19 protein-coding genes are annotated in these 21,371 nt (G+C 38.3%); 9 read left to right on the top strand and 10 right to left on the bottom strand.

Annotated elements, in window-relative coordinates:
• The first annotated feature begins 49 nt into the window (after positions 1 to 49).
• From AC4CUY_RS02815 to AC4CUY_RS02805, 3 genes are all read left to right on the top strand, one after another.
• A complete protein-coding gene (locus AC4CUY_RS02815) occupies positions 50 to 1,789 on the top strand; it encodes a DKNYY domain-containing protein (protein ID WP_490773648.1) in 1,740 nt (579 codons plus the stop codon).
• Between the two features lie 102 nt (positions 1,790 to 1,891).
• Positions 1,892 to 2,599, top strand: a complete 708-nt coding sequence (locus AC4CUY_RS02810; protein WP_004819173.1) for a DsbC family protein — start codon at positions 1,892 to 1,894, stop codon at positions 2,597 to 2,599.
• Positions 2,600 to 2,821: 222 nt separating this feature from the next.
• Positions 2,822 to 3,634, top strand: a complete 813-nt coding sequence (locus AC4CUY_RS02805) for a tetratricopeptide repeat protein (RefSeq protein ID WP_336953344.1) — start codon at positions 2,822 to 2,824, stop codon at positions 3,632 to 3,634.
• 38 nt (positions 3,635 to 3,672) lie between these two features.
• Here AC4CUY_RS02805 and AC4CUY_RS02800 read toward each other — a convergent pair whose 3' ends face one another.
• The 4 genes from AC4CUY_RS02800 to AC4CUY_RS02785 all read right to left on the bottom strand — a co-directional run bounded on the left by AC4CUY_RS02800 (position 3,673) and on the right by AC4CUY_RS02785 (position 9,311).
• Positions 3,673 to 4,596, bottom strand: a complete 924-nt coding sequence (locus AC4CUY_RS02800) for an AEC family transporter (protein WP_490773647.1) — start codon at positions 4,594 to 4,596, stop codon at positions 3,673 to 3,675.
• Between the two features lie 110 nt (positions 4,597 to 4,706).
• Complete coding sequence (locus AC4CUY_RS02795; protein WP_419328057.1) at positions 4,707 to 5,834, bottom strand: NADH:flavin oxidoreductase/NADH oxidase; 1,128 nt, start codon at positions 5,832 to 5,834, stop codon at positions 4,707 to 4,709.
• Positions 5,835 to 5,853: 19 nt separating this feature from the next.
• Positions 5,854 to 7,992: a TonB-dependent receptor domain-containing protein gene (locus tag AC4CUY_RS02790; protein ID WP_490773646.1), complete on the bottom strand. Its 2,139-nt coding sequence runs from the start codon at positions 7,990 to 7,992 to the stop codon at positions 5,854 to 5,856.
• 20 nt (positions 7,993 to 8,012) lie between these two features.
• Positions 8,013 to 9,311 carry a carbohydrate porin gene (locus tag AC4CUY_RS02785; RefSeq protein ID WP_419359122.1) on the bottom strand — a complete coding sequence of 433 codons (1,299 nt, stop codon included), beginning with the start codon at positions 9,309 to 9,311 and terminating at the stop codon, positions 8,013 to 8,015.
• Positions 9,312 to 9,700: 389 nt separating this feature from the next.
• On the opposite strand from AC4CUY_RS02785, the gene mutM reads away from it, so the two are divergent.
• On the top strand, positions 9,701 to 10,552 hold the full coding sequence (mutM, locus tag AC4CUY_RS02780; protein ID WP_336953349.1) for a bifunctional DNA-formamidopyrimidine glycosylase/DNA-(apurinic or apyrimidinic site) lyase: 852 nt from the start codon (positions 9,701 to 9,703) through the stop codon (positions 10,550 to 10,552).
• Positions 10,549 to 10,833 carry a peptidylprolyl isomerase gene (locus AC4CUY_RS02775; RefSeq protein ID WP_004819160.1) on the top strand — a complete coding sequence of 95 codons (285 nt, stop codon included), beginning with the start codon at positions 10,549 to 10,551 and terminating at the stop codon, positions 10,831 to 10,833. The genes mutM and AC4CUY_RS02775 overlap by 4 nt, the downstream gene beginning before the upstream one ends.
• Here the strand turns inward: AC4CUY_RS02775 and AC4CUY_RS02770 are convergent.
• From AC4CUY_RS02770 to typA, 5 genes are all read right to left on the bottom strand, one after another.
• The gene (locus tag AC4CUY_RS02770; protein WP_490773645.1) at positions 10,830 to 11,399 is read right to left on the bottom strand and encodes a hypothetical protein; all 570 of its coding nucleotides are present in this window, start codon (positions 11,397 to 11,399) and stop codon (positions 10,830 to 10,832) included. The genes AC4CUY_RS02775 and AC4CUY_RS02770 overlap by 4 nt on opposite strands.
• A 135-nt stretch (positions 11,400 to 11,534) precedes the next feature.
• On the bottom strand, positions 11,535 to 11,747 hold the full coding sequence (locus AC4CUY_RS02765; RefSeq protein WP_490773644.1) for a hypothetical protein: 213 nt from the start codon (positions 11,745 to 11,747) through the stop codon (positions 11,535 to 11,537).
• An 11-nt stretch (positions 11,748 to 11,758) separates the two neighbouring features.
• Positions 11,759 to 12,397, bottom strand: coding sequence for a hypothetical protein (locus AC4CUY_RS02760; RefSeq protein WP_336953351.1), 639 nt, complete (start codon positions 12,395 to 12,397; stop codon positions 11,759 to 11,761).
• Positions 12,398 to 12,538: 141 nt separating this feature from the next.
• Complete coding sequence (gene mscL / locus AC4CUY_RS02755) at positions 12,539 to 12,970, bottom strand: large conductance mechanosensitive channel protein MscL (protein WP_004723003.1); 432 nt, start codon at positions 12,968 to 12,970, stop codon at positions 12,539 to 12,541.
• Positions 12,971 to 13,163: 193 nt separating this feature from the next.
• On the bottom strand, positions 13,164 to 14,999 hold the full coding sequence (gene typA, locus AC4CUY_RS02750; RefSeq protein WP_336953352.1) for a translational GTPase TypA: 1,836 nt from the start codon (positions 14,997 to 14,999) through the stop codon (positions 13,164 to 13,166).
• 174 nt (positions 15,000 to 15,173) lie between these two features.
• Here typA and AC4CUY_RS02745 point away from each other — a divergent pair, with 174 nt between their 5' ends.
• From AC4CUY_RS02745 to AC4CUY_RS02730, 4 genes are all read left to right on the top strand, one after another.
• Positions 15,174 to 16,547 (top strand): uracil-xanthine permease family protein, encoded by a 1,374-nt coding sequence (locus AC4CUY_RS02745; RefSeq protein WP_419328061.1) that lies wholly within the window; start codon positions 15,174 to 15,176, stop codon positions 16,545 to 16,547.
• Positions 16,548 to 16,616: 69 nt separating this feature from the next.
• Entirely contained in the window at positions 16,617 to 17,648 is a 1,032-nt protein-coding gene (locus tag AC4CUY_RS02740) for a methyltransferase (RefSeq protein WP_490773643.1), read from the top strand.
• Between the two features lie 2 nt (positions 17,649 to 17,650).
• The gene (locus tag AC4CUY_RS02735; protein WP_419328062.1) at positions 17,651 to 19,117 is read left to right on the top strand and encodes an amino acid permease; all 1,467 of its coding nucleotides are present in this window, start codon (positions 17,651 to 17,653) and stop codon (positions 19,115 to 19,117) included.
• A 394-nt stretch (positions 19,118 to 19,511) separates the two neighbouring features.
• Positions 19,512 to 20,717: an RtcB family protein gene (locus AC4CUY_RS02730; protein WP_490773642.1), complete on the top strand. Its 1,206-nt coding sequence runs from the start codon at positions 19,512 to 19,514 to the stop codon at positions 20,715 to 20,717.
• Positions 20,718 to 20,792: 75 nt separating this feature from the next.
• Here the strand turns inward: AC4CUY_RS02730 and AC4CUY_RS02725 are convergent, their stop codons facing one another.
• Complete coding sequence (locus tag AC4CUY_RS02725; protein WP_490773641.1) at positions 20,793 to 21,323, bottom strand: cysteine peptidase family C39 domain-containing protein; 531 nt, start codon at positions 21,321 to 21,323, stop codon at positions 20,793 to 20,795.
• Positions 21,324 to 21,371 lie beyond the last annotated feature (48 nt).

The raw sequence follows: 21,371 nt of genomic DNA, 5'->3' as shown, positions 1-21,371 counted from the left end.
ACCTTAAATTGCCATAACTCAACCCGATCAATATTTAACAATAAAATAAATGATGCAGAATCCACTAAAAGTATTTTCTATCCTTAAAACCTTCACGCTTATCTTGGTGATATGCGCGCTTCTATTCAGCTTTAGTTTTATATTTAGATTTTCTGACTCAAATTCAGATGAGATTCCTTTTACGGCGACTACAGAAAAACTGGGAATATTTCAAAAATATAACAACCAAATCTATGCCGCTGTACCCAGCAATGGTGATTATTTGATCCCAGAAGCAGATGTTCAAAGTTTTTATTTACCCAATGATAATTACCAATACCGACAACTAGGTGCAGATAAACTGCATGTCTATTGTGGCAATATCATCCTAAAGGGTGTGCAACCTCAACAGGTGAAAACTATTGGGGATGGTTATTTTACTGCTGGAAAAGACACTTGGTATTGCTCCCCCTCCACCGAACGAAATAAAGATTTAAGTGCGCTTCGAGAAGTATGGCAAATCATGCAACAAAATTTTGCCCTAGCTTCAAAACCACAAAGTTATCTCTACCCCTATTTTAAACTTGGATCAGGCAATCTGCCTTATCGTGTCAATTCCGGAAATGATACGGCAAGTAATGGGACATTCACCTATTTTCAAGGGAAATTACTTTCAGGAGCCAATCCAGACCAACTCAAACTTGTCTTAGGTGAACGTAACTATGCCTATCGAGCGGATGGAAAAAACGTCTATTACAATAACACCCTGCTCGATTTAAAAGACAATGGAAAGCTTTATAGTATTGAAATAGACGGTTTAAATAACCAATATTATTTGCTCAATCCTGTCGATGGTATGGTCTATGTCAACGAATTTGCCTTTGATCCTCAATATGCGCCTTATCATCTCTTAAGCAAACATGGCGATCATATTAACCATGCTTTGTTTTATAACGACACAGGGATTTATTATTTTGATCTGAATAAGAAAAAAATGCGTCGCGCAGGTGATAGTCCATTTTTAGGCAAAGCATTTAAAGAAATCGCACCGCTGATTTTTTCTGATGGCACACAGCTTCTCTATCTACAAGCCAGTGAATATCGCAGCAATAAAGGATCAGCCTCTTCCAAATCCACCCATATTCTAAAATTAGCTGAACCACTTCATTCCTCATGGCAAAAACTTGGGGATGTAAATTACAACTATGGCAGTGTATGGAAAAATGGCAATGCATTTTACTATTTTGATCAGTTAGGAAATAGCCAACTGGTTAAGGCCACGATTTATCATATTCGCGACCCACAAACGATTCAAAATTTACTGAGAACTCAACCACGCACTGACGATATTCGACAATGGATTGAAGAGCAAAAAATGGTTGAAGCCAAACATGTAGAATTACTCGAAGTAGAGACAACTAACCGCTCAGACAAATATTGGGGCTTGTTGGTTCCAATCATTTTCATAGCATTTTTGAGTATGCTGATGTGGATATTTAAACGGTTTAATTTAAATTTTTCCCCATTTTATATATGCAATCATAAACTGATCGTCAGTAATTTGATGATGACCTCTTACCCATTAGATCAGGTCACATGCGTTGAATTTAGTACCCATAGGACAACAGCGAATGGTAGTCATATTGGGCACTTTCAAATTTTACAGCGTAATGGAAAACGCAGCAGAATCTTTAATTTTAGTACGCAATTACGCTTACGGAGTGACTCACAAGTAGAATTAAATCAATATATCCAACAACTCAGAAATGAGTTAACACGCCATGGTATCCAGAATACAATACGAAATTAAGCGTGGTATCAACTGAATATCGCATTGGCAATTACATGATCTCAATATATTTTTGATCTTTATTGAGTGCACAATATCCACATTATTATTTTGAGCTTTAACATGAAAATCTGGTTATCTCTTCTGACTTTGGGTCTTTTTACCTTTTCTTCTGCACATGCAGATATTCAGACTTTACAGCAAAACTTAAAAACCAAATATCCTGAGATTCAGGTGAAATCGGTACAAAACTCACCAATTAAAGATGTTTATGAAGTCTATATGGGTGGGCGTATTGTTTATACCAATGAAGAAGCAAAATATTTCTTTGTCGGCAATTTAATTGATCTTAAAGAACAAAAAAATCTGACTGAAGAACGTATGCAAGCGCTAAAAAGTATTGATGTAAAATCATTACCTTTGAAACAAGCCATTAAGCATGTCAAAGGTAAAGGTGAACGTGTAATCTACGTATTTAGTGATCCTGACTGTCCATATTGCCAACATCTTGAAAAAGAATTAAAAAATATCGACAACTTAACCGTTTACTTATTTTTATACCCAATTACCCGTTTACATCCAAATGCTGAAAGTATTTCACAGCAAATCTGGTGCTCTAAAAACCAGTACCAAGCGTGGGAAGACTATTTAATTGATAAGAAACAACCGACTTCAAACAAGTCATGTACGAACCCAATTGAGAAAAATATTGCTTTAGCAAAATCACTCGAAGTCGATGGTACACCAACATTCTTCTTACAAGATGGCACCCGTATTTCAGGGGCACGTGAAGCAGGCGAAATTGAATTACTCCTCAAAGCAGTAAAATAACAGCCCAAAGCCTAGAGAATAAAAAATTTCTCTAGGCTTTAATGTTGTTAAAATATCCTTAATTCTTTCTTATTTATAAATAAATTAAAATTTAAATACACTAACTTATACAATAGGCATGTTTACATTTATAATTTTCAAATTATGATAAAAACGTCCTCAACAATGTTCTCACACCATAAATGGAATTATGTTGAAATTAAAACAAGGTATATCGTCAAAATGAAAAAAATTCTATTCGCTACACTACTCAGCTTTTCATGTATTTCTGCATTTGCAGCAGATACAGCTAAAGCGAACATTGACCCTACATTTGCCAAAGCACAAGAGCTAATTCAAGCAAAAAACTATCCTGCGGCGTATCAAGAACTTGAACGTCTTGCAAAGGCTGGCAATGCGCAAGCATTATATAACTTAGGCTATTTAACCCAAACGGGACAAGGTACAACCAAAGACGATAAGAAAGCTTTGAAATATTATCAAGATGCTTCAGCAAAAGGCTATTCTGTTGCAAGCTATGTCTTGGCGCAAAGCTATGCAGTAGGTCAATTGGGCTTAGCCAAAGATGAAAAGAAAGTCCGTGAATACTTAGAGAAGTCCTCTGCTCAAGGATTTGATGATGCTACCGTGGAATTGGCTGTTTTATTATTTTCTGAAGGTACACCTGCATCTGATAAACTCGGCTTACAAAAACTTGATCCTTTAGTGAAAAAAGATTTTGCACCTGCAATTCATGCGAAAGCGCTGTATGACATCACCGATGGCTTAAAGAAGAAAAATGCATCAGCAGTTAATCAAGGTTTAAAATCAATCCAAGATTTAGCTAAAAAAGGATATATTCCAGCATTGATGGCTGTCGGAAATATGCTGACCAATGGCAATATCATTGATCAAAATCTGCCAGAAGCACAAAAGATTTTCTCAGAACTTGCTAAAAATAATGTGCCTAAGGCAAAAGAGTCTTTGGATGTTGTAAACAAACTAATTGCTGAAAAAGGCAAAACACCTGCTCCCAAAGCACCAGCAAAAAAATAAGCAGCTCTTAAAAAATACTCTCGCAAGAGAGTATTTTTTTACCACCAAACACCAATCAAAACACTCACCACAATAAAACTCAGTAAAGTACTAATCATCAATGGTGTCAGTGCTTTTTCATTTAAACCATAGACTTGCCCAAAAATTCCAAATATAGAGGGCATAGGCAAAGCAGCAATCAAGGTACCTGCATAAATCGTCTTTTGATCCAAGTCGGTTAAATGAGTCAAGCCTAAATAGACCAATATCGGCATACAGATATTTTTAGAAACCACCAAATAAATGGTTTGTAGATTAAGTGATTGAATCGTAATCCCAACCATTCCACCACCAATAATAAATAACGCTAAAGGTGAAGCCGTCTGACCTAACAAGGTAAATACTTGGTCTAATACATGTGGAATTTGAATTTCGAAGATCGTACAGCTCATGCCAATCATCACTGACAAGAACAATGGATTTTTTAATAAAGCCAGAAATGTTGTTTTTAAAATAGCGGCTAAATTGGCTTGTCTTTGTCGCCCTATTTCTGCCAAGGTTAACATCAGCGGTACAAGAAATACGCTTTCAATGATCACAATCAGTGAAATATAAATCATGGCTTCACTACCCATCAGCAAAGTCAAAATTGCTGCGCCCAGTAACCCAGTATTGGACATTGATGCGCCAAGTGAAAACACAGAAGCATGGGTAAAATGATTGTTAAAAAGCTTTTGCCCTAAAATAAAGGCCAAAATAAATAGAGTAAAAGTAACCCCTGTATAAACAAAGAAATAGGCAGGATACCAAATCTCATGTAAATCTTTTGCAGCCAGTGCATGAAGTAATAAAGCAGGCAATGCAATTTTGATTACAAAAGCACCAATTGCAGTAATTTGCTCTTTAGAGATCAATTGGATTTTGACAGATATAAAACCCAAAAATAACAGGAAAAATACTGGAAAAATTACCGAAAAAATCATTCAAGCCGTTCCTTTTCCAGATCATACAAATAAAGATATATCCTAGAATATATCTTTATTAAGTTTAAATACGTTTAAAGAATAATGAGTGAATCAAAACTGTTATGCCATCAATATGCTGAGAACAGATCTTTGATTCCATGCGGCTGACAACGTAAATATTGTGGTGCAATCGAGATTTTTGCACCCAATTTTGCTGCAGCATGCCAAGGCCAGCGTGGGTCATATAAAATCGCTCTTGCCAATGCAATTGCATCTGCTTCAGCATCTTGAAGAATCTGTTCAGCTTGCTCAGCTTCGGTAATTAAGCCCACTGTTATTACAGGAATATTCACCTGCTTTTTAATCGCATTTGCAAAAGGCACTTGGTAATTTGCAGCCACTTTAATATCTTGTTGAATATGCAATCCCGCAGAAGATACATGGATATAAGCAGCACCAAGTTGCGCTAAAGCTTTTGATAAGCCAATGCTTGATTCAACATTCCAGCTATTTTCTGCATCCATCCAGTCAGTTGCAGAAATACGTACACCTACAGGGTAGTCAGTTGGCACAACTGCTCGAATGGCTTGAAAAACTTCTAATGTAAAACGAATACGATTTTCAAAACTTCCACCATATTCATCAGTTCGCTGGTTAGACAGTGGTGACATAAATTGATGTAGTAAATACCCATGCGCCGCATGAATTTCAATCAATGAAAAACCAGCATCTACTGCACGAATCGCCGCTTGCGCAAAGTCTTGAATAATTGTTTTAATTTCATCAATGGTTAATTCATGCGGTGCAATATCATTCGGGCTAAAAGCAATACCGCTGGCTGATACAGTTTGCCATCCGTGTTCATGGTCAGGCGCAATCTGACCTTTCCCCTGCTTCACCAACCAAGGCTTTTCAGTCGAAGCTTTACGACCTGCATGCGCAAGCTGAATAGCAAAAGGTGTTGGAGCAATGCTTTTTACCTTATTGAGTAAAGCTTTGATTTGATCTCGTTGGGTATCATTCCAAAGTCCCACATCAGCATAACTGATCCGCCCTTCGGCTTGAACCGCTGTCGCCTCAATAATACATAAGCTCGCACCTGACAAAGCGTAACTTGCCCATTGTTGTTCATGCCAATAAGTCACTTCACCCTGATCTGTTGCTGAGTATTGACACATTGGTGCAATAATAATTTTATTGCTGAGGGAGAGTGAACCAAATTGAATAGATTCAAATAACTTTGGTTGAGCAGACATAAATTATTTTCCCAATGAATTAGAACTGTTTAGTGATACTAAGTCCTGCACTCCAGTTAATACCATCAGCAGGTTCAAAGAATCGACTATTACCATCATTTACAATGACTGAACCAACATAATTTTTATCGAATAAATTATCGACTCGAGCAAAACTATGCACTTTCCAATCATTGTTTTTCCAGATATAACCGACATTCATACTGGTTACTGTATAACTTGGTGCAGTATCTGTATTGAGATCGTCTACATAGATTTTATCCATATAACGAACATCTACACCTGCGTTAAAGCCCTGCTCAGGCAACCAACCGAAAGATACAAAGGCTTGATTTTTTGCAATACCAGGAATGTAATTGCCACTTTGGATGACTTTTTTAGGATCACTGTTGGTAATGTCTGCATCAAATGTAGCATCAAGCAAGCTATAACTAGCTTGAGCCGTTAAATTCTTCCACAGCTTTTTATTCCATGACAGCTCTACACCTTGGCGCAGTGTTTTATCTGCATTTTGATAGGTTGCACGTCCATTGAGTGTCCCCGCAGAAACGATATCATCTTGAGTATTACTTTGGAAAACTGCAGCAGTAAAATTACCTAGGCGATTTTGTGCTTTTAAACCAAGCTCATAGTTATCACTGGTTGAAGGTTTAAGCGCAAAATTAATCCCTGCCGTGCCTTGTGTTGGATAGGCCATTTCGGTAAAGGTTGGTGTTTCAAAGCCTTTAGCATAACTGAGATAACTGCTGATCTCAGGAGTAATTTCCCATGTCAAAGCAGCCGATGGAAGCAATTTGTTATAATCGGTTTGACCACTATCATCGCCATTCAAACCAATAATATAGTGATCTTTTGACTCATAATGAACATTGCTATAGCGTAACCCTGTATCTAGACGTACAGTCGGCAAAAACTGCCAAGATGCCTGAAGATAAGGATCTAAATTCCATAAAGTATTTCGTTCATCACGGCGCAAGTTGCCTTTTACCCCGTATTGGCCATTGGCATTAAAATTCTCATACCCTTGGCGGTCTTCATTCATTGCATCATAAGCCACGCCTACACTGATCCGTGTATTCGGTAATAAGTCTTTGCCAGTCCAACGTAAATCAGTGCCATAAAAGTCTCGTTCGAAATCAATCACCCCACCAGCATGACGTGGATTCTTTTGAGCAGAACTTGGAATGGACTGGTATTGAGTCACTTCACGATGACCAATATAAGCCATACTATAAAGCTCTTGATGATCATTCAGGGGCTTAGTCCAATTGATACCTGTTTGTGTTTGATTAATATCTTTACGAACGTCATAGATATTTTTACTGTCATTGACCTGTTTAGGATTTTGCTTCCATTGCTCGCGTGTCAAACCTTGTGGATCATCAGCGGAAATATCCACATGATTGATCAGCCAATTGATCTTAGAACCATCATCTAAGTCCCATGTGAGTTTGGCATTACTCAACACTTTTCTTGCGGCACTGTGATCACGATAGCCATCAGTATCAAAATAAGAAGAACTGATCACATAGCTTGGTTCATTGGCTTTATCTGCACCACCTTGTAAGGTGATGTCAGCACGGCCTTTATTGTTACTTCCACCTGAATAACCTAACTCTACCGAATCACGGCCTGTTCCTTCTTTGGTCGTGGTGAGAATCGTGCCCCCAGAGGAGTTTCCATACAGTGATGAAAATGGCCCACCTAGCACTTCAATATGATCTAAACTCGTTAAATCAATATTTGAGGTTTGGCCTTGTCCGTCTGGCATCGTCGCAGGAATCCCATCGACATAAAGACGTATCCCACGGACTCCAAAAGTTGAGCGTGCGCCAAAACCGCGCATAGACAGTTGTAAGTCTTGGGCATAATTTTCACGATTATTGAGCTGTAACCCTGGGATTCCCTTGAGTGTTTCAGTGAGGTTTACCCCAATATTATTTTGATTTTGTTGTTGATCGACTCTATATACCGATGCCGGGGTATTTAATATGTTGGTATCAGAACGTGTAGCTTCAATTTTGATGGTTGGAAGTTGCTGAGTAGAATGCTGCTGAGTGGAATCTTGAGATTCCACTTCAGCATATAAGCTCTGTGTGATACATACCGTTAAGCAAAGTAGTGTTGTATTAATTTTTAGATGTTTCACTCTTTGCATAAAGGTGTCCTCGAGTTGTATTAAAAAATAATTTTAGACCCCAAGCCAACGACAAATGCATTGTCCACCTGATTGGTTGCACCAGGATGTACCACATACTGCACTAAAGGACGAAGCATGAACCATTTGGCAGGGTAATATGAGTAGTTCAACTCAACATTATACTCTGCATCTTCATTCAACTGTCTTAAATTTGTTCCTGAACGAGCACTATTCACATAGTTAGTATACCGATCGTTCAAATGTACTCGATTTACAGCTAGACCTAGAATATCGTTTGGTTGACTATCAAACAGACCATAGTATTTTAGACCAAGTTGCTGTGAATCATTTACGGCTGTCGTCGTACGATCATGAATGGTGAAGTTACCAAAACTGTGTAAACCACGTTTTCCTATCCCAGTTGAAGTCAACTGCTGTTCAAACGCAAACCAACCGCCGTATGTACGATCTTCAGCCTTAGTTCCTGCTTTATAAGCAACATCGTACTGATTTTGAGCCTCATCAGCAGTATTGTATAGCGTACCAATACGATAACTGCCTGGTAAATCATTCACACCCTGCTTAGGTGACCACACCACTTCAGACAGAATATTTACACCATCGGCATGCTTTGTATCCAAATTCCAGCCTTGTCGCTCTAAAGCATTATCAGGGTTGTATTCAAACACCCCCACTTGTGCAAATAGTTCAGGATTGATGTGATATTTTAAGCGTGCGCCCCATTGTGAGACTGGTGTGTTATACCAAAGCTTACCTTGCCATTTCCCCATCTGTGCTGCACAAAATGCATTGCCTTGGAAATCACAAGCCATGGTATTGAATTCAGTACCTAAACCCATACGACCTAAACGCAGGCTTAGTCCTTGATCCTTAAAATTCTTTTCTATATATAATTCGCTGAGACGGCTCCCCGAATTACCACGGCCCCAATTGGCTTGCGAGTTTGCCCACTGAGGTGCATCTGGTGCTTGGATACCTCTGAGTGAAGTACTTTCACCTTGACGTGCTGTAACTAAAGCACGAATAGTCACATCATTCCAACCCGCCAGCTTCCCCATATCTAAAGTTGTACCCAGTCCGAATTGTGTCGCAAATGTTGGCGCTTGGTGCGCATCATAACCACCCTCAGCGAGATATGAACTGTCCATGGCAATCGTGCCATCAAATTTGATTCCCTTTTCTGCAAATTCAGTCCGACTCCCATTCCAGTCACCCGTCATGGTCGAGCCATGTAAATTAAACGCATCTTCAGCTGAGGCAAAAGACATTATGCTATATACAGAGATTGCCAATAAAGGATAAGCAATTTTTTTCATGGGAAAGCCTAATCAGGAACAAAACGAATAAAGATAAACCAGCCAACTCTCAATCACTTTAACTGTCTAAATTTAATAGAAAGTTCCAGCTTTAAAATGACTATTTTTCCTGAAATATCGAGATAAAAAGAATTATTTCAGGAAACAATTCACTAGAAATTTACACATTTTTTTACATATAACTATCAGATATTTTTTATCAATTGGAAAACTTTATTTTATTAATAAACTTTATATTATATAACAATGGCTTAGGAATAACATTTCAATCTTATTCAACGATCATCTCTATAATTTCAACCTAAAGTCGTAGGCTCAACAGAACCGCCCTTTAATGCAATCCAATTCTTGCATACAATATTCAGTCCTCACACCAATGTGACAAGTGCATGCCTGAATTACCAGAAGTTGAAACAACAAAAAACAGTTTACTCCCCCTGATTGACCAGAAAGTTCTTCATGTTCAAGTACGTGAGTCACGGTTACGCTGGCCAATTCCCGAAGATATTCAACAACTTCAAGGTCAGAAACTCGTTCGCTTAACACGTCGTTCAAAATATATTTTGGCAGAGTTTGAAACCCATAGCATGTTATGGCACTTGGGTATGTCAGGGAGTTTTAGAATCTGTGATGAACATGAAGCGCTTAGAAAGCATGACCATCTGATCATTCAATTTGAAGACACACAGCTGCGCTATCATGATCCCCGACGCTTTGGTTGTATCATTTGGCTGAATGAGGAAAGCCAAACAAAATTGATTGATACTTTAGGGCCTGAACCATTGAGTGATGAATTTCATGCCGAATATTTAGCAGAAAAGTTTAAAAATAAAAATGTCGGCACAAAAGTTGCAATCATGGATAATCATATTGTTGTGGGTGTAGGTAATATTTACGCAACTGAAAGCTTATTTAATTTAGGGATTCACCCTGCACAGCCTGCTTCGAGTTTGACGAAAGCGCAAATTCAAAAATTGGTCATCGAAATTAAACGAATTTTAAAGCAAGCGATTGATTTGGGTGGGTCAACCTTAAGAGACTATAGCAATGCCATGGGTGAGAATGGCTACTTTCAGCAGACCTTATTGGCTTATGGACGTGCGGGTGAGATGTGCATTAACTGTGAAACCACTTTAGAAAATTTAAAGTTAGGACAAAGAGCCAGTGTGTTTTGCCCACAATGCCAGCCATTAAAGATCGCGAAGAGCATCCCCCAAAAACCACGAGGAAAGAGTAAATGAAAACTGCAATCGTTCGACATATTCTCGTCAAAGATAAGGACTTGGCAGAACAACTTAAGAAGAAGATTCATGATGGTGCTGATTTTGCCAAAGTGGCCAAACAGCATTCCACATGTAATTCAGCAAAACGTGGTGGTGAACTGGGTGAAGTGAAAAAAGGACAGCTTGTTCCTGTGATTGATAAACTTGTATTTACCGCTGCTGAACGTGTACTCCATGGCCCAGTAAAAAGCCAATTCGGCTTTCACTTGGTTGAGATTAAATTTCGCATGGATTTTTAGTTTAAAGATTTACATTCTTGGTATGAAGTTGAAATGATATCCCCTTGTCTGGCAATTCCCATACTCGCACCTCGCTCAAAACTCATCCATGCCTTAGTAAGGGGCTGACTCGGTTGATTTATGTATCCATACAATCCTTTTCCTTGCCCTTGAATAATACAGATTGGCTGATTCATAAATAACTTCTGAGTATTTCCACTTAGAATTTGAACTGTTTGCTCTATTACTGTTTCGGAATCATCATTTCGCTCTAATGACTTAGAAATGTCTTCCGCAGACTTTATTGTCAAATGCAAAGGTTGCTCAAACACAAGCGCTTTAAAGCGTTCAGGTAATGCTTGATAAGATGGTGATGGTTCTTCATCACCTTTATAATGATGATAATCCTGAATATGACAATGAATCTTCTTAAATTGTGAACGTGCACTTCCCATCGTTTGTGACCATGACATTGAACTGGCTACATCCTCAATATCTTTAATTAAAAATGCACTCTGAGCGTTTTGCAAATATATAAAGTTTTCAAAATCTGCACTTTGATTTGCCAAGGGGTCTGACTTATTCAATTTTTCCGTTTTTAAAATGATTTGGTCATTTCGTTTTATATATTGACCCGTTTGCAATTCAATATCTGAAACTTCATCTATAGGAGAGTACTTGACATCATCAAAGCTTAATATTTCAAATCTGTTGTTTTTTATTCAAATAAAGGTATATAAACCAAATGCATAGCGACTAAAATAAATCCCTTGAACCTGATCATTAGAATCATATTGTTCACATATCGAGATCACTTGAGGGCGTATTTCTGGGCTGAACTGCTTAATAAAATTTTCATCAACTTTAACTTGGGCTTGGCATCCATAGATTAGAAAACTCGCCAAAACAATAAAAATCTGAGCTGTTCTAGTCACTTTAAACCATCCTATATTTTTGAATCAATTTGCTCAGGTTTAAACTCATGGATAAACTTCGCATAATCATCAATATATGATCTAAATGCTTCTTCGCGAGTGGTAAAGTAAAATATTTCATTACCATTTCTAACGATGGTTTCAGGAGATTTACCATTACAGTAACCCCCAGCTGAATAGACAGCAGACTTAAGCATTTGAAAACTTTGCTCAGCAAGCTGTTCATCCTTAAAAGCAAAAACCAGCAAAACAAAATCTGGGCGATATTGTTTTTCATCACCTAACTTAACTTTACTGATTGCCTTATAAGAGCGGATGCCCTCACCTTTTACTTGAATCACCCTATTCAGAGAACAATCATTTTCAGACCAAGAGCTACCACTGTCTTTTTCTATAAACTCAAAATTGGCTTTTAATAAACGTGTTTGTAGTGCCAACAGTAATGTTTCATTTTCATCTACCGAGTCGGTTTCTATAGTGACGTAGCGGGTATCTTCATTTGGCATTTCATTAAAAGTTAAACCACTAGCAGGTCGGCTTTGGTCCGCTTGCGTAGATGTTGGAGTATCAGCAGATTGCTGCTCTTTTGGATGCTCTGAACATGCATACAAACTGATAAGTATTGCCATAATCCCTATGTTTTTTTTCATCAGCCCCATCTCTATTTTCTTGCTTGCATAAAAAACGGTACTAGATCGTACCGTTTCATTCAACTCTTTTACAATGATTTAATAGCTTTATCAGGCTTTAGACATATTAAAATACTGTAATTTGAATCAATTGAATGAAGATTAAGCTTCAGGGCGTTTCTTTAATTCATCACGAATTTCACGCAGTAATGCAATATCTTCTGGTGTAGCAGCAGGCGCTTCTTCAGCAGGTTTACGAATTTTATTGAGGAATTTAACCAACAAGAAAACCACCCACATTAAGATCAGGAAGTTCAATACAATTGTGATGAAATTACCATAGGTTAGTACGTTAATCCCAGCTTTGGTCAATTCATCCAATGATGAAAGGTTATTTGGGTTATCGCCCAGTACGACAAATTTTTGAGTAAAATCAACACCACCACCCGTAATCACTGTGATTAAAGGCATAATCACGTCTTTCACTAATGAGTCGATAATTTTATTGAAAGCACCACCAATGATGACACCAATTGCCAAATCCATCATATTGCCTTTAATGGCAAATTCTCTGAACTCTGAAAGAATACTCATACTTTAACTCCACGCCGATTTTGCGTATTTTTTATGTGACGAAGTATACATTATGTTTCAACATATATTTCCGCCTAATTTACTCGCTTTTTATTAAAAACCAATATCCTTTTACATTTATATAAAAAAACCGCAATTTATTAAAAAATTGCGGTTTTTTTTCTAGAAATTAAATTATTTCCAGTTTGAACGCTTAGCCACGTGAAGCACGTTTACGTTCATTTTCAGTTAAGAATTTTTTACGAATACGAACTGATTTAGGTGTTACTTCAACTAATTCGTCATCTTCAATAAATTCTAATGCTTGTTCAAGCGTGAATTTAATTGCAGGTGTTAACGTTAACGCTTCATCTGTACCAGATGCACGCATATTAGTTAACTGTTTCGCTTTCGTTGGGTTCACAGTCATGTCGTCTGAACGAGAGTTCATACCCACGATCATACCTTCATAAACTTCTAACTGTGGTTCAGCAAATAGACGACCACGGTCTTGTAAAGTGAACAATGCAAACGCTAAGCAAGTACCGTTAACCATTGAGATCAACACACCGTTTTGACGTTTCGCAACTGCACCTTGTTTAGCAGGCCCATAATGCGAGAAGCTAGAAGTCATGATACCAGTACCAGAGGTAATGGTTAAGAATTCAGAACGGAAACCAATCAAACCACGTGATGGAACAGTTGCTTCAATACGGATACGGCCTTTACCGTCAACTTCCATATTGGTCAACTCACCTTTACGGTTACCCATTTGTTCCATAACAGAACCTTGATGTTGTTCTTCAACATCAAAAGTAACGTTTTCGTATGGTTCTTGAGTTTCGCCATCCACTTCTTTCATGATCACTTGCGGACGAGAAACACCCATCTCGAAGCCTTCACGACGCATTGTTTCAATCAATACTGAAAGGTGAAGTTCACCACGACCAGAAACTTTGAAACGGTCTGGACTGTCAGTATCTTCAACACGTAAAGCAACGTTATGGATCAATTCGCGATCTAAACGCTCACGGATATTACGTGAAGTTACAAATTTACCTTCTTTACCAGCAAACGGTGAATTGTTTACTTGGAACGTCATCGAAACTGTAGGTTCATCTACAGACAATGCAGGTAATGCTTCAACATTTTTAGGATCACAGATTGTGTCAGAAATGTTCAATGCATCTAAACCAGTGATACATACGATATCACCCGCTTGAGCAGAATCTACATCTACACGCTCTAAACCATGGTAACCCATAATTTTTAAGATACGACCATTACGTGTCTTGCCATCTTTATCGATCACAGTCACTGGTGTATTGGTTTTTACTGAACCACGTTGAATACGGCCAACACCAATTACACCCACGAAACTATTATAGTCAAGTGATGAAATTTGCATTTGGAATGGACCATCAATATCAACTGCTGGTGGTTCAACGATATCTACGATTGTTTCAAACAACGGTGTCATATCTTCAGCTAATTCTTCAGGAGAAGGACCAGCAACACCACGTAAGCCAGAAGCATATACGATTGGGAAGTCTAACTGTTCATCACTACCGCCTAAGTTATCGAACAAATCAAATACTTGATCGATAACCCAGTCTGGACGAGCGCTTGGCTTATCTACTTTGTTGATGATAACAATTGGCTTCAAACCACGAGCAAACGCTTTTTGTGTTACAAAGCGAGTTTGTGGCATTGGGCCTTCTTGTGAATCGACAAGAAGAAGTACGCAGTCAACCATAGACATTACACGTTCTACTTCACCACCAAAGTCAGCATGTCCTGGGGTGTCGACGATGTTGATGCGGTATTCAGTATTTGTACGCTTGTCTAACCATTTGATCGCAGTGTTTTTTGCAAGAATGGTAATACCGCGTTCAGACTCAAGCGCATTCGAATCCATAACACGCTCAATCTCACCCGCGCGGTCACCGAGTGCACCTGATTGTTGTAAAAGTTTGTCGACAAGAGTCGTTTTACCATGGTCGACGTGCGCGATGATGGCAATATTACGGAGAGTTTTAATATCAGACATGTAAATTCGATACGCTTTAAATTTGAGGGCAAATTATACAGAAAAATCTTAACTTTTAGTAGTGACAGTTTATTGACAGTTACAAGTTTTTTTCACAACAGCAGGCTTTTTATTTTGTAATAGTGTGTAAAGCGATTAGAATAGCGCCATCTTGCCACTTCCAATTGCTGTGCCATGTCCAATTCTAACCCCTCTCCCAATCAGAAACAGACTCAAATCGATCTTGTTTATGGTCTAGATGATCGTCCAAAACCACTCATCGCTTTTTTTGCGGCTTTGCAACATTTACTTGCGATTATTGTCCCAATTGTAACACCCGGTTTACTGATTTGTTTAGCTTTAGGTGTTTCTCCTCAAGATACCAATATGATTCTTTCCATGTCATTGGTGATTTCTGGAGTGGCAACATTCTTACAATGTAAAAAAATTGGACCATTTGGTGCAGGGCTACTGATTGTTCAAGGTACAAGTTTTAACTTTATTGGTCCAATGATTGGGATTGGTTCTGCCATGGTTGCTGCCGGCACACCAGTAGAGGCAGTTATGGCATCTATTTTTGGTGTGGTCATTGCAGGCTCATTTATTGAAATGGGTGTTTCTCGTATTTTACCTTGGGTAAAAAAGTTGATCACACCATTGGTTACAGGAATTGTGGTGCTGTTAATTGGTTTAACCTTAATTAAAGAAGGCTTAATCAGCATGGGCGGTGGCTACCAAGCCATGGAAAGTCATACGTTTGCCAGTGCCGACAATCTCATTATGTCATGTACAGTGTTGGCAATTATCGTTCTTCTCAATCGCTTCAAAGTAGTTTGGGTGAAAAGTTCTGCAATTCTCATTGCTTTAGTGATCGGCTATATTCTTGCGGGCTTTATGGGCTATTTGGATTTTTCTGGTTTAAAAGATGCCCCATTGATTCAAATTCCGACACCAATGCATTTTGGAATTAGCTTCTCATGGAGCTTATTTATTCCTATGGCGTTTATTTATCTTGTCACGTCATTAGAAGCAATTGGCGATGTCACCGCAACCTCTAAAATTTCAAATCAGCCTGTAGATGGCCCAGTGTGGATGGAACGAATTAAAGGTGGTGTATTGGTCAATGGTGCCAACTCTTTCCTTGCAGGGATCTTCAACACATTCCCAAGTTCTGTCTTTGCACAAAATAATGGTGTAATTCAGTTGACAGGTGTTGCAAGTCGTTTTGTTGGGATTTGGATTGCAATCCTGCTTATCATTCTGGGGTTATTCCCTGCTGTGGCTGGTATCATTCAGGCGGTACCGCAAGCGGTACTGGGCGGTGCGGTTATGGTAATGTTTGGTGCAGTTGCTGCTTCAGGCATTAACATTTTATCGGGAATTCAACTAGACCGTCGTGCACTACTAATTATTGCTATCTCTTTGGGTCTCGGCCTAGGGGTTGCGCAAGTTCCTCAAATTTTGGAACATTTGCCAGAATTACCGCGTAATATTTTTAGTTCTGGTGTCGCAACTGGCGGACTCGCTGCATTAATTTTGAATTTAGTTTTACCCGAAACTAAAAAATAATAAATCTATTCTTTATAATGCCCAGCTTAGACTGGGCATTGCTCTAATTTTTATTGATGGATGGTGAATATGGAGCCAAAAAGCGAAGTTGTCATTCGACAGCATGACTACCTTTCTGGACGCGTGCTATTTGTAAATGCAGCAAAGGATGATCTACTTTCAAATTTAGCTCATAACATCGAAGCAAGCATTTGGACTTGGAATTACAATGAGTTTCAATATTTTCAGAATCAGCAGGCAAAGGTACATTTTGGTACTGACCTGCCAGAAGCTGAATTTGATCAAGCTGTTGTTTTTGTTCCAAAGTCAAAAGAACTACTCAACTATATATTGCACAATTTAGTCAGTCGTTTAGCCGTTGGTGCTTCGATTTTCTTAGTTGGAGAGAAAAAAGGTGGTGTAGAACGCGCAGCAAAGCAACTCCAACCTTATGGTCAAGCCATCAAGCTTGATAGTGCACGTCATTGTCAAATGTGGCAACTCACTACAGATAAAACTGTAACTGCAAAACCATTAGCAGAATGGGCGCATGTCTATAATGTTCCAACACCTGCTGGAGAACTTAGCATTTGTGCACTTCCGGGTGTGTTTAGCCAAAATCGTCTCGATATTGGAACTGGGGTTCTTTTACCTTATCTCAAGCAGGTCACTTCTGGAAAAATTGCAGACTTTGGCTGTGGTGCTGGCGTCATCAGTGCTTATCTCAGTAAACTTAATCCGAAAAATCGCATTTTTGCTTTAGATGTCGATGCTTTTGCTTTAGCATCAACACGAATGACCTTTGAAAAAAATAATTTACCTTTAGAACAACTTGAAATAAAAGCAGTCACAGGGATTGAGGATGCACCATTGTTCTTACATGCGATTGTGAGTAATCCTCCATTTCACCAAGGTATTCAAACAGATTACAATGCCAGTGAAACGTTATGTAAAACTGCTAGACGACATTTAAAATCAGGTGGTGAATTATGGATTGTGGCAAACCGCTTCCTAAATTACCCATTACTCATTGAGCAGAGTTTTAGTCAATGTACGACTAAAGCAGATCAACAAGGCTTTAAAGTGCTGTTAGCCAACACTCAAAAAAGTAGTAAGGAATAACGATGAGCGAAACAGATCATCCCCAACAACTCCAGCGGAAGCTAGGAGCACGACATTTAAACATGATCGCCATTGGCGGTTCTATTGGTACAGGGTTATTCCTTGCTTCTGGTCAAACGATTGCCACAGCTGGTCCTGGTGGTGCATTACTTGCTTATGTTCTGATTGGTATCATGATTTATTTCTTGATGACCAGTTTAGGTGAACTTGCAACCCATAATCCAACATCAGGTGCATTCTTTACCTATGGTAATAAATATGTAGAAGAAGGTTTTGGTTTCGCACTGGGCTGGAACTACTGGTATAACTGGGCCATTACTGTTGCATTTGAATTGGTTGCCGTTCAATTCATCATGAAATTTTGGTTTCCCGATATCCCTGGATTTTGGTGGAGTGCGCTATTCCTTGCGATTATCTTCTTTATCAATGCATTAACTGTAAAAGGTTTTGGTGAAAGTGAATTTTTATTTTCACTGGTTAAAGTGATTGCCATCATCTTCTTTATTGTCATTGGCTTATTCATGATTGGTAAAATCATGTTAGATCCAACAGATTCAATTAGCAAAAATTGGACTGTTGGTGAAGCGCCATTTGTCGGTGGTTTTCAAGCCTTAGTCGGTGTGGCAATGATCGCTGGATTCTCTTTCCAAGGAACAGAGATGGTAGGCGTTGCAGCGGGTGAATCTAAAGATCCGAAAAAAACCATCCCTATCGCCATTAAACAAATCTTTTGGCGTATTCTTTTATTTTATATATTGTGTATCTTTATTATTGGTACATTGGTTGCCTATACAGATCCAAACCTTGCACTTGCTGCGGAAGGTGATGGAAACATTACCCTGTCACCATTTACCCTGTTATATGAAAAAGCAGGTTTAGCATTTGCAGCGGGCTTAATGAATGCCGTGATTTTGACTGCAATTATGTCTGCTGGTAACTCAGGTATGTATTCATCAACACGTATGTTGTTCGATATGGCACGTGAAGGTAAAGCACCACGAGTTTTCTCTAAACTCGATCTTCGCGGTGTACCCATGAATGCACTGTATGCAACCACTGCAATTGCAGCACTGTGCTTCTTAACCACCTTTATTGGTGAAAGTGTCGTATTTACATGGTTGTTAAACATGTCAGGTATGTGCGGATTTATTGTCTGGTTAGGTATCGCAATCTCACATTATCGCTTCCGTAAAGGCTATTTAGCACAAGGTTATAAACTTGAAGATTTAGCTTATCGTGCAAAATTCTTTCCTTTTGGTCCGTGGTTTGCATTTGTTCTTTGCGCCATTATTATTCTTGGTCAAAATGCAGAAGCTGTACTTGATGGAAAATGGATGAGTGTATTGTCTACTTATATTAGTATTCCCTTGTTCCTTGTTATTTGGCTTGGTTATAAATGGAAACACAAATCCAAATTGATTGCTTATGATCAAATGGATGTACAACCGATTCAAGTCGAAAAAGAGTAAATCATTTGATATGAATAAAGCAGCTTTCTAGCTGCTTTATTATTTTTACATAAGTAATTCCACCTGAACTAAAAATTAATTTACTATGTTTTATTGACAAAGTTTTTTTTATTTATAGAATGATGCCCATTGGATAGTGTTCAATCAGAATTTTCACCCTTGATTTTAAATCAAAAAATATAGGAGTACGACATGCATCAATTTGAGAAAACTTTAAAGTAAGATTAAGCAGTCGTCTACTCACGGGCACTGAATTAATCAAAGTGTCCGAATGTCAGTCAAACCTAGCATTCGCTAGGTTTTTTTATTGTCTTTAAAATCTGAATAGATCATTGCTTTGACAATAGAATTTTAACCACCTTCGGACAATAAAAAATTTGCTTCGAGAAAAAAAATGAGCATACAAATGATTTTAAACGCCAAAGCAGAATATGGCGTTCCTGTAAAAATTTATACAAAAGATGTGGATGAAGAAAGCTTAACGCAACTGCGAAAAATGGCACAATTACAATTTATTCATTCGCATATCGCAGTCATGCCAGATGTACATTTAGGTAAAGGTGCAACAGTGGGAAGTGTTATTCCAACCAAGAATGCCATCATTCCTGCTGCGGTTGGCGTGGATATCGGTTGCGGTATGAATGCATTAAGACTTAGTCTAAAAGCATATCAGTTGCCCGATAATTTAAGTACTTTACGCAATGCTATTGAAAGAAAAGTACCTGTCGGCTTTGAAATGCACAAACAAATCAAAGCCAAAGCTTCTACACTTTCACCCTTAGATAAAAAGCTCCAGCGAATTACAGATAAACACCCTGCTTTAAAACGTATGTTGCGCAGTTTTGATGTTACATGGCAAAAGCAACTCGGTACCCTAGGTGGTGGTAATCACTTTATTGAATTGTGTTTTGATGAAAATGAAGATATCTGGATCATGCTACATTCAGGTAGTCGTGGCTTAGGGAATGTGATTGGTACTTACTTTATCGAACGTGCCAAGAAAGAAGCGCAGCATCGTTTTGGTCACGTGCCTGATAAAGACTTGAGCTACTTTGCAGAAGGATCAACGAATTTCGATGATTATGTGGAAGCTGTAGAATGGGCACAAGAATATGCTTTTGAAAACCGACGTGAGATGATGCGTTTAATTTTAGAAGCGATCCGCCCTTTATTACCAAGTTTTCAAATGACCAAAGAAGCGATTAATTGTCATCATAATTATGTACAGAAAGAACTTCACTTTGGTGAAGATGTCTTTGTTACACGTAAAGGTGCAATTCGTGCAGGGCTCGATGAATATGGGATTATCCCCGGTTCAATGGGCGCGCAATCTTTTATTGTTAAAGGCAAAGGTAATCCAGATTCGTTTTGTTCATGCTCACATGGCGCAGGACGTAAAATGAGTCGCTCTAAAGCCAAGCATTTGTTTAATCAGCAAGATTTAATTGCACAAACAGCAGGCATTGAGTGCCGTAAAGATAAAGGTGTGGTTGATGAGATTCCAAGTGCCTACAAGGATATTCATCAAGTTATGGCCAATCAAAATGATTTGATTGATGTGGTCCATACACTAAAACAAGTATTGTGTATTAAAGGCTAAAGCCGAAATAGCCCTCAATTTTTATCACAAATCTCAGTAAATTTCGATTTACTGAGATTCACATTTTTAATTGGATTAACAATAACGTACAGGTGGAATATCGGGATAAATCACAATCACTTGCTGACAGATTCCCTCAGCTAGCCGTTGTTGCTCAAAGACCACTTTCGGCATGGCTTCAAAATTATCATAGAAACAAATTTCCTGATCATTTATCGAATAAACCAACGAATGATTTCCAATGCCTTCTAAAGTGTCATAAAAAACAATGATATTGCACCCTTGTTCAGTATAGTCTTGAATTTCTTCATAGCTTAGCGCTGGACTGATCTGCAACTCTAACCTTTTCGCGTCTTGATAACGGACTATTTCTTTTTCATGAATATTTGAGTCTTCATCTGTATAAAAAGCGAGATCAAAACCTAATTTTTTCAACCCAACAGCTAAGCCAATCGTAAAAGTACCATCTTCTGCATCGTGATGACAAAGTTTAACCAGCTGTTGAGTATCTAACTGAATTGAGTAATTTTGCAATAACATCCAAACAGCAAAAATACCGCAATTTGATTCTAGGTCTAATAAGGCTTTAGGCAGTTGTACACTCATTCAATTTTCAAACTTGTAGAAATCACAATCAACAATTATAACGTTATA

Source organism: Acinetobacter sp. 778_lipA (assembly GCF_058242985.1).
Note: the sequence above shows the minus strand (reverse complement) of the source record. Positions and strands in the feature narration are given on the sequence as shown.

Coding starts and splice junctions, on each gene's coding strand:
- AC4CUY_RS02815 (WP_490773648.1), top strand. CDS start 50: ATGATGCAGAATCCACTAAAAGTATTTTCTATCCTTAAAACCTTCACG.
- AC4CUY_RS02810 (WP_004819173.1), top strand. CDS start 1,892: ATGAAAATCTGGTTATCTCTTCTGACTTTGGGTCTTTTTACCTTTTCT.
- AC4CUY_RS02805 (WP_336953344.1), top strand. CDS start 2,822: ATGAAAAAAATTCTATTCGCTACACTACTCAGCTTTTCATGTATTTCT.
- AC4CUY_RS02800 (WP_490773647.1), bottom strand. CDS start 4,596: ATGATTTTTTCGGTAATTTTTCCAGTATTTTTCCTGTTATTTTTGGGT.
- AC4CUY_RS02795 (WP_419328057.1), bottom strand. CDS start 5,834: ATGTCTGCTCAACCAAAGTTATTTGAATCTATTCAATTTGGTTCACTC.
- AC4CUY_RS02790 (WP_490773646.1), bottom strand. CDS start 7,992: ATGCAAAGAGTGAAACATCTAAAAATTAATACAACACTACTTTGCTTA.
- AC4CUY_RS02785 (WP_419359122.1), bottom strand. CDS start 9,311: ATGAAAAAAATTGCTTATCCTTTATTGGCAATCTCTGTATATAGCATA.
- mutM (WP_336953349.1), top strand. CDS start 9,701: ATGCCTGAATTACCAGAAGTTGAAACAACAAAAAACAGTTTACTCCCC.
- AC4CUY_RS02775 (WP_004819160.1), top strand. CDS start 10,549: ATGAAAACTGCAATCGTTCGACATATTCTCGTCAAAGATAAGGACTTG.
- AC4CUY_RS02760 (WP_336953351.1), bottom strand. CDS start 12,397: ATGAAAAAAAACATAGGGATTATGGCAATACTTATCAGTTTGTATGCA.
- mscL (WP_004723003.1), bottom strand. CDS start 12,970: ATGAGTATTCTTTCAGAGTTCAGAGAATTTGCCATTAAAGGCAATATG.
- typA (WP_336953352.1), bottom strand. CDS start 14,999: ATGTCTGATATTAAAACTCTCCGTAATATTGCCATCATCGCGCACGTC.
- AC4CUY_RS02745 (WP_419328061.1), top strand. CDS start 15,174: ATGTCCAATTCTAACCCCTCTCCCAATCAGAAACAGACTCAAATCGAT.
- AC4CUY_RS02740 (WP_490773643.1), top strand. CDS start 16,617: ATGGAGCCAAAAAGCGAAGTTGTCATTCGACAGCATGACTACCTTTCT.
- AC4CUY_RS02735 (WP_419328062.1), top strand. CDS start 17,651: ATGAGCGAAACAGATCATCCCCAACAACTCCAGCGGAAGCTAGGAGCA.
- AC4CUY_RS02730 (WP_490773642.1), top strand. CDS start 19,512: ATGAGCATACAAATGATTTTAAACGCCAAAGCAGAATATGGCGTTCCT.
- AC4CUY_RS02725 (WP_490773641.1), bottom strand. CDS start 21,323: ATGAGTGTACAACTGCCTAAAGCCTTATTAGACCTAGAATCAAATTGC.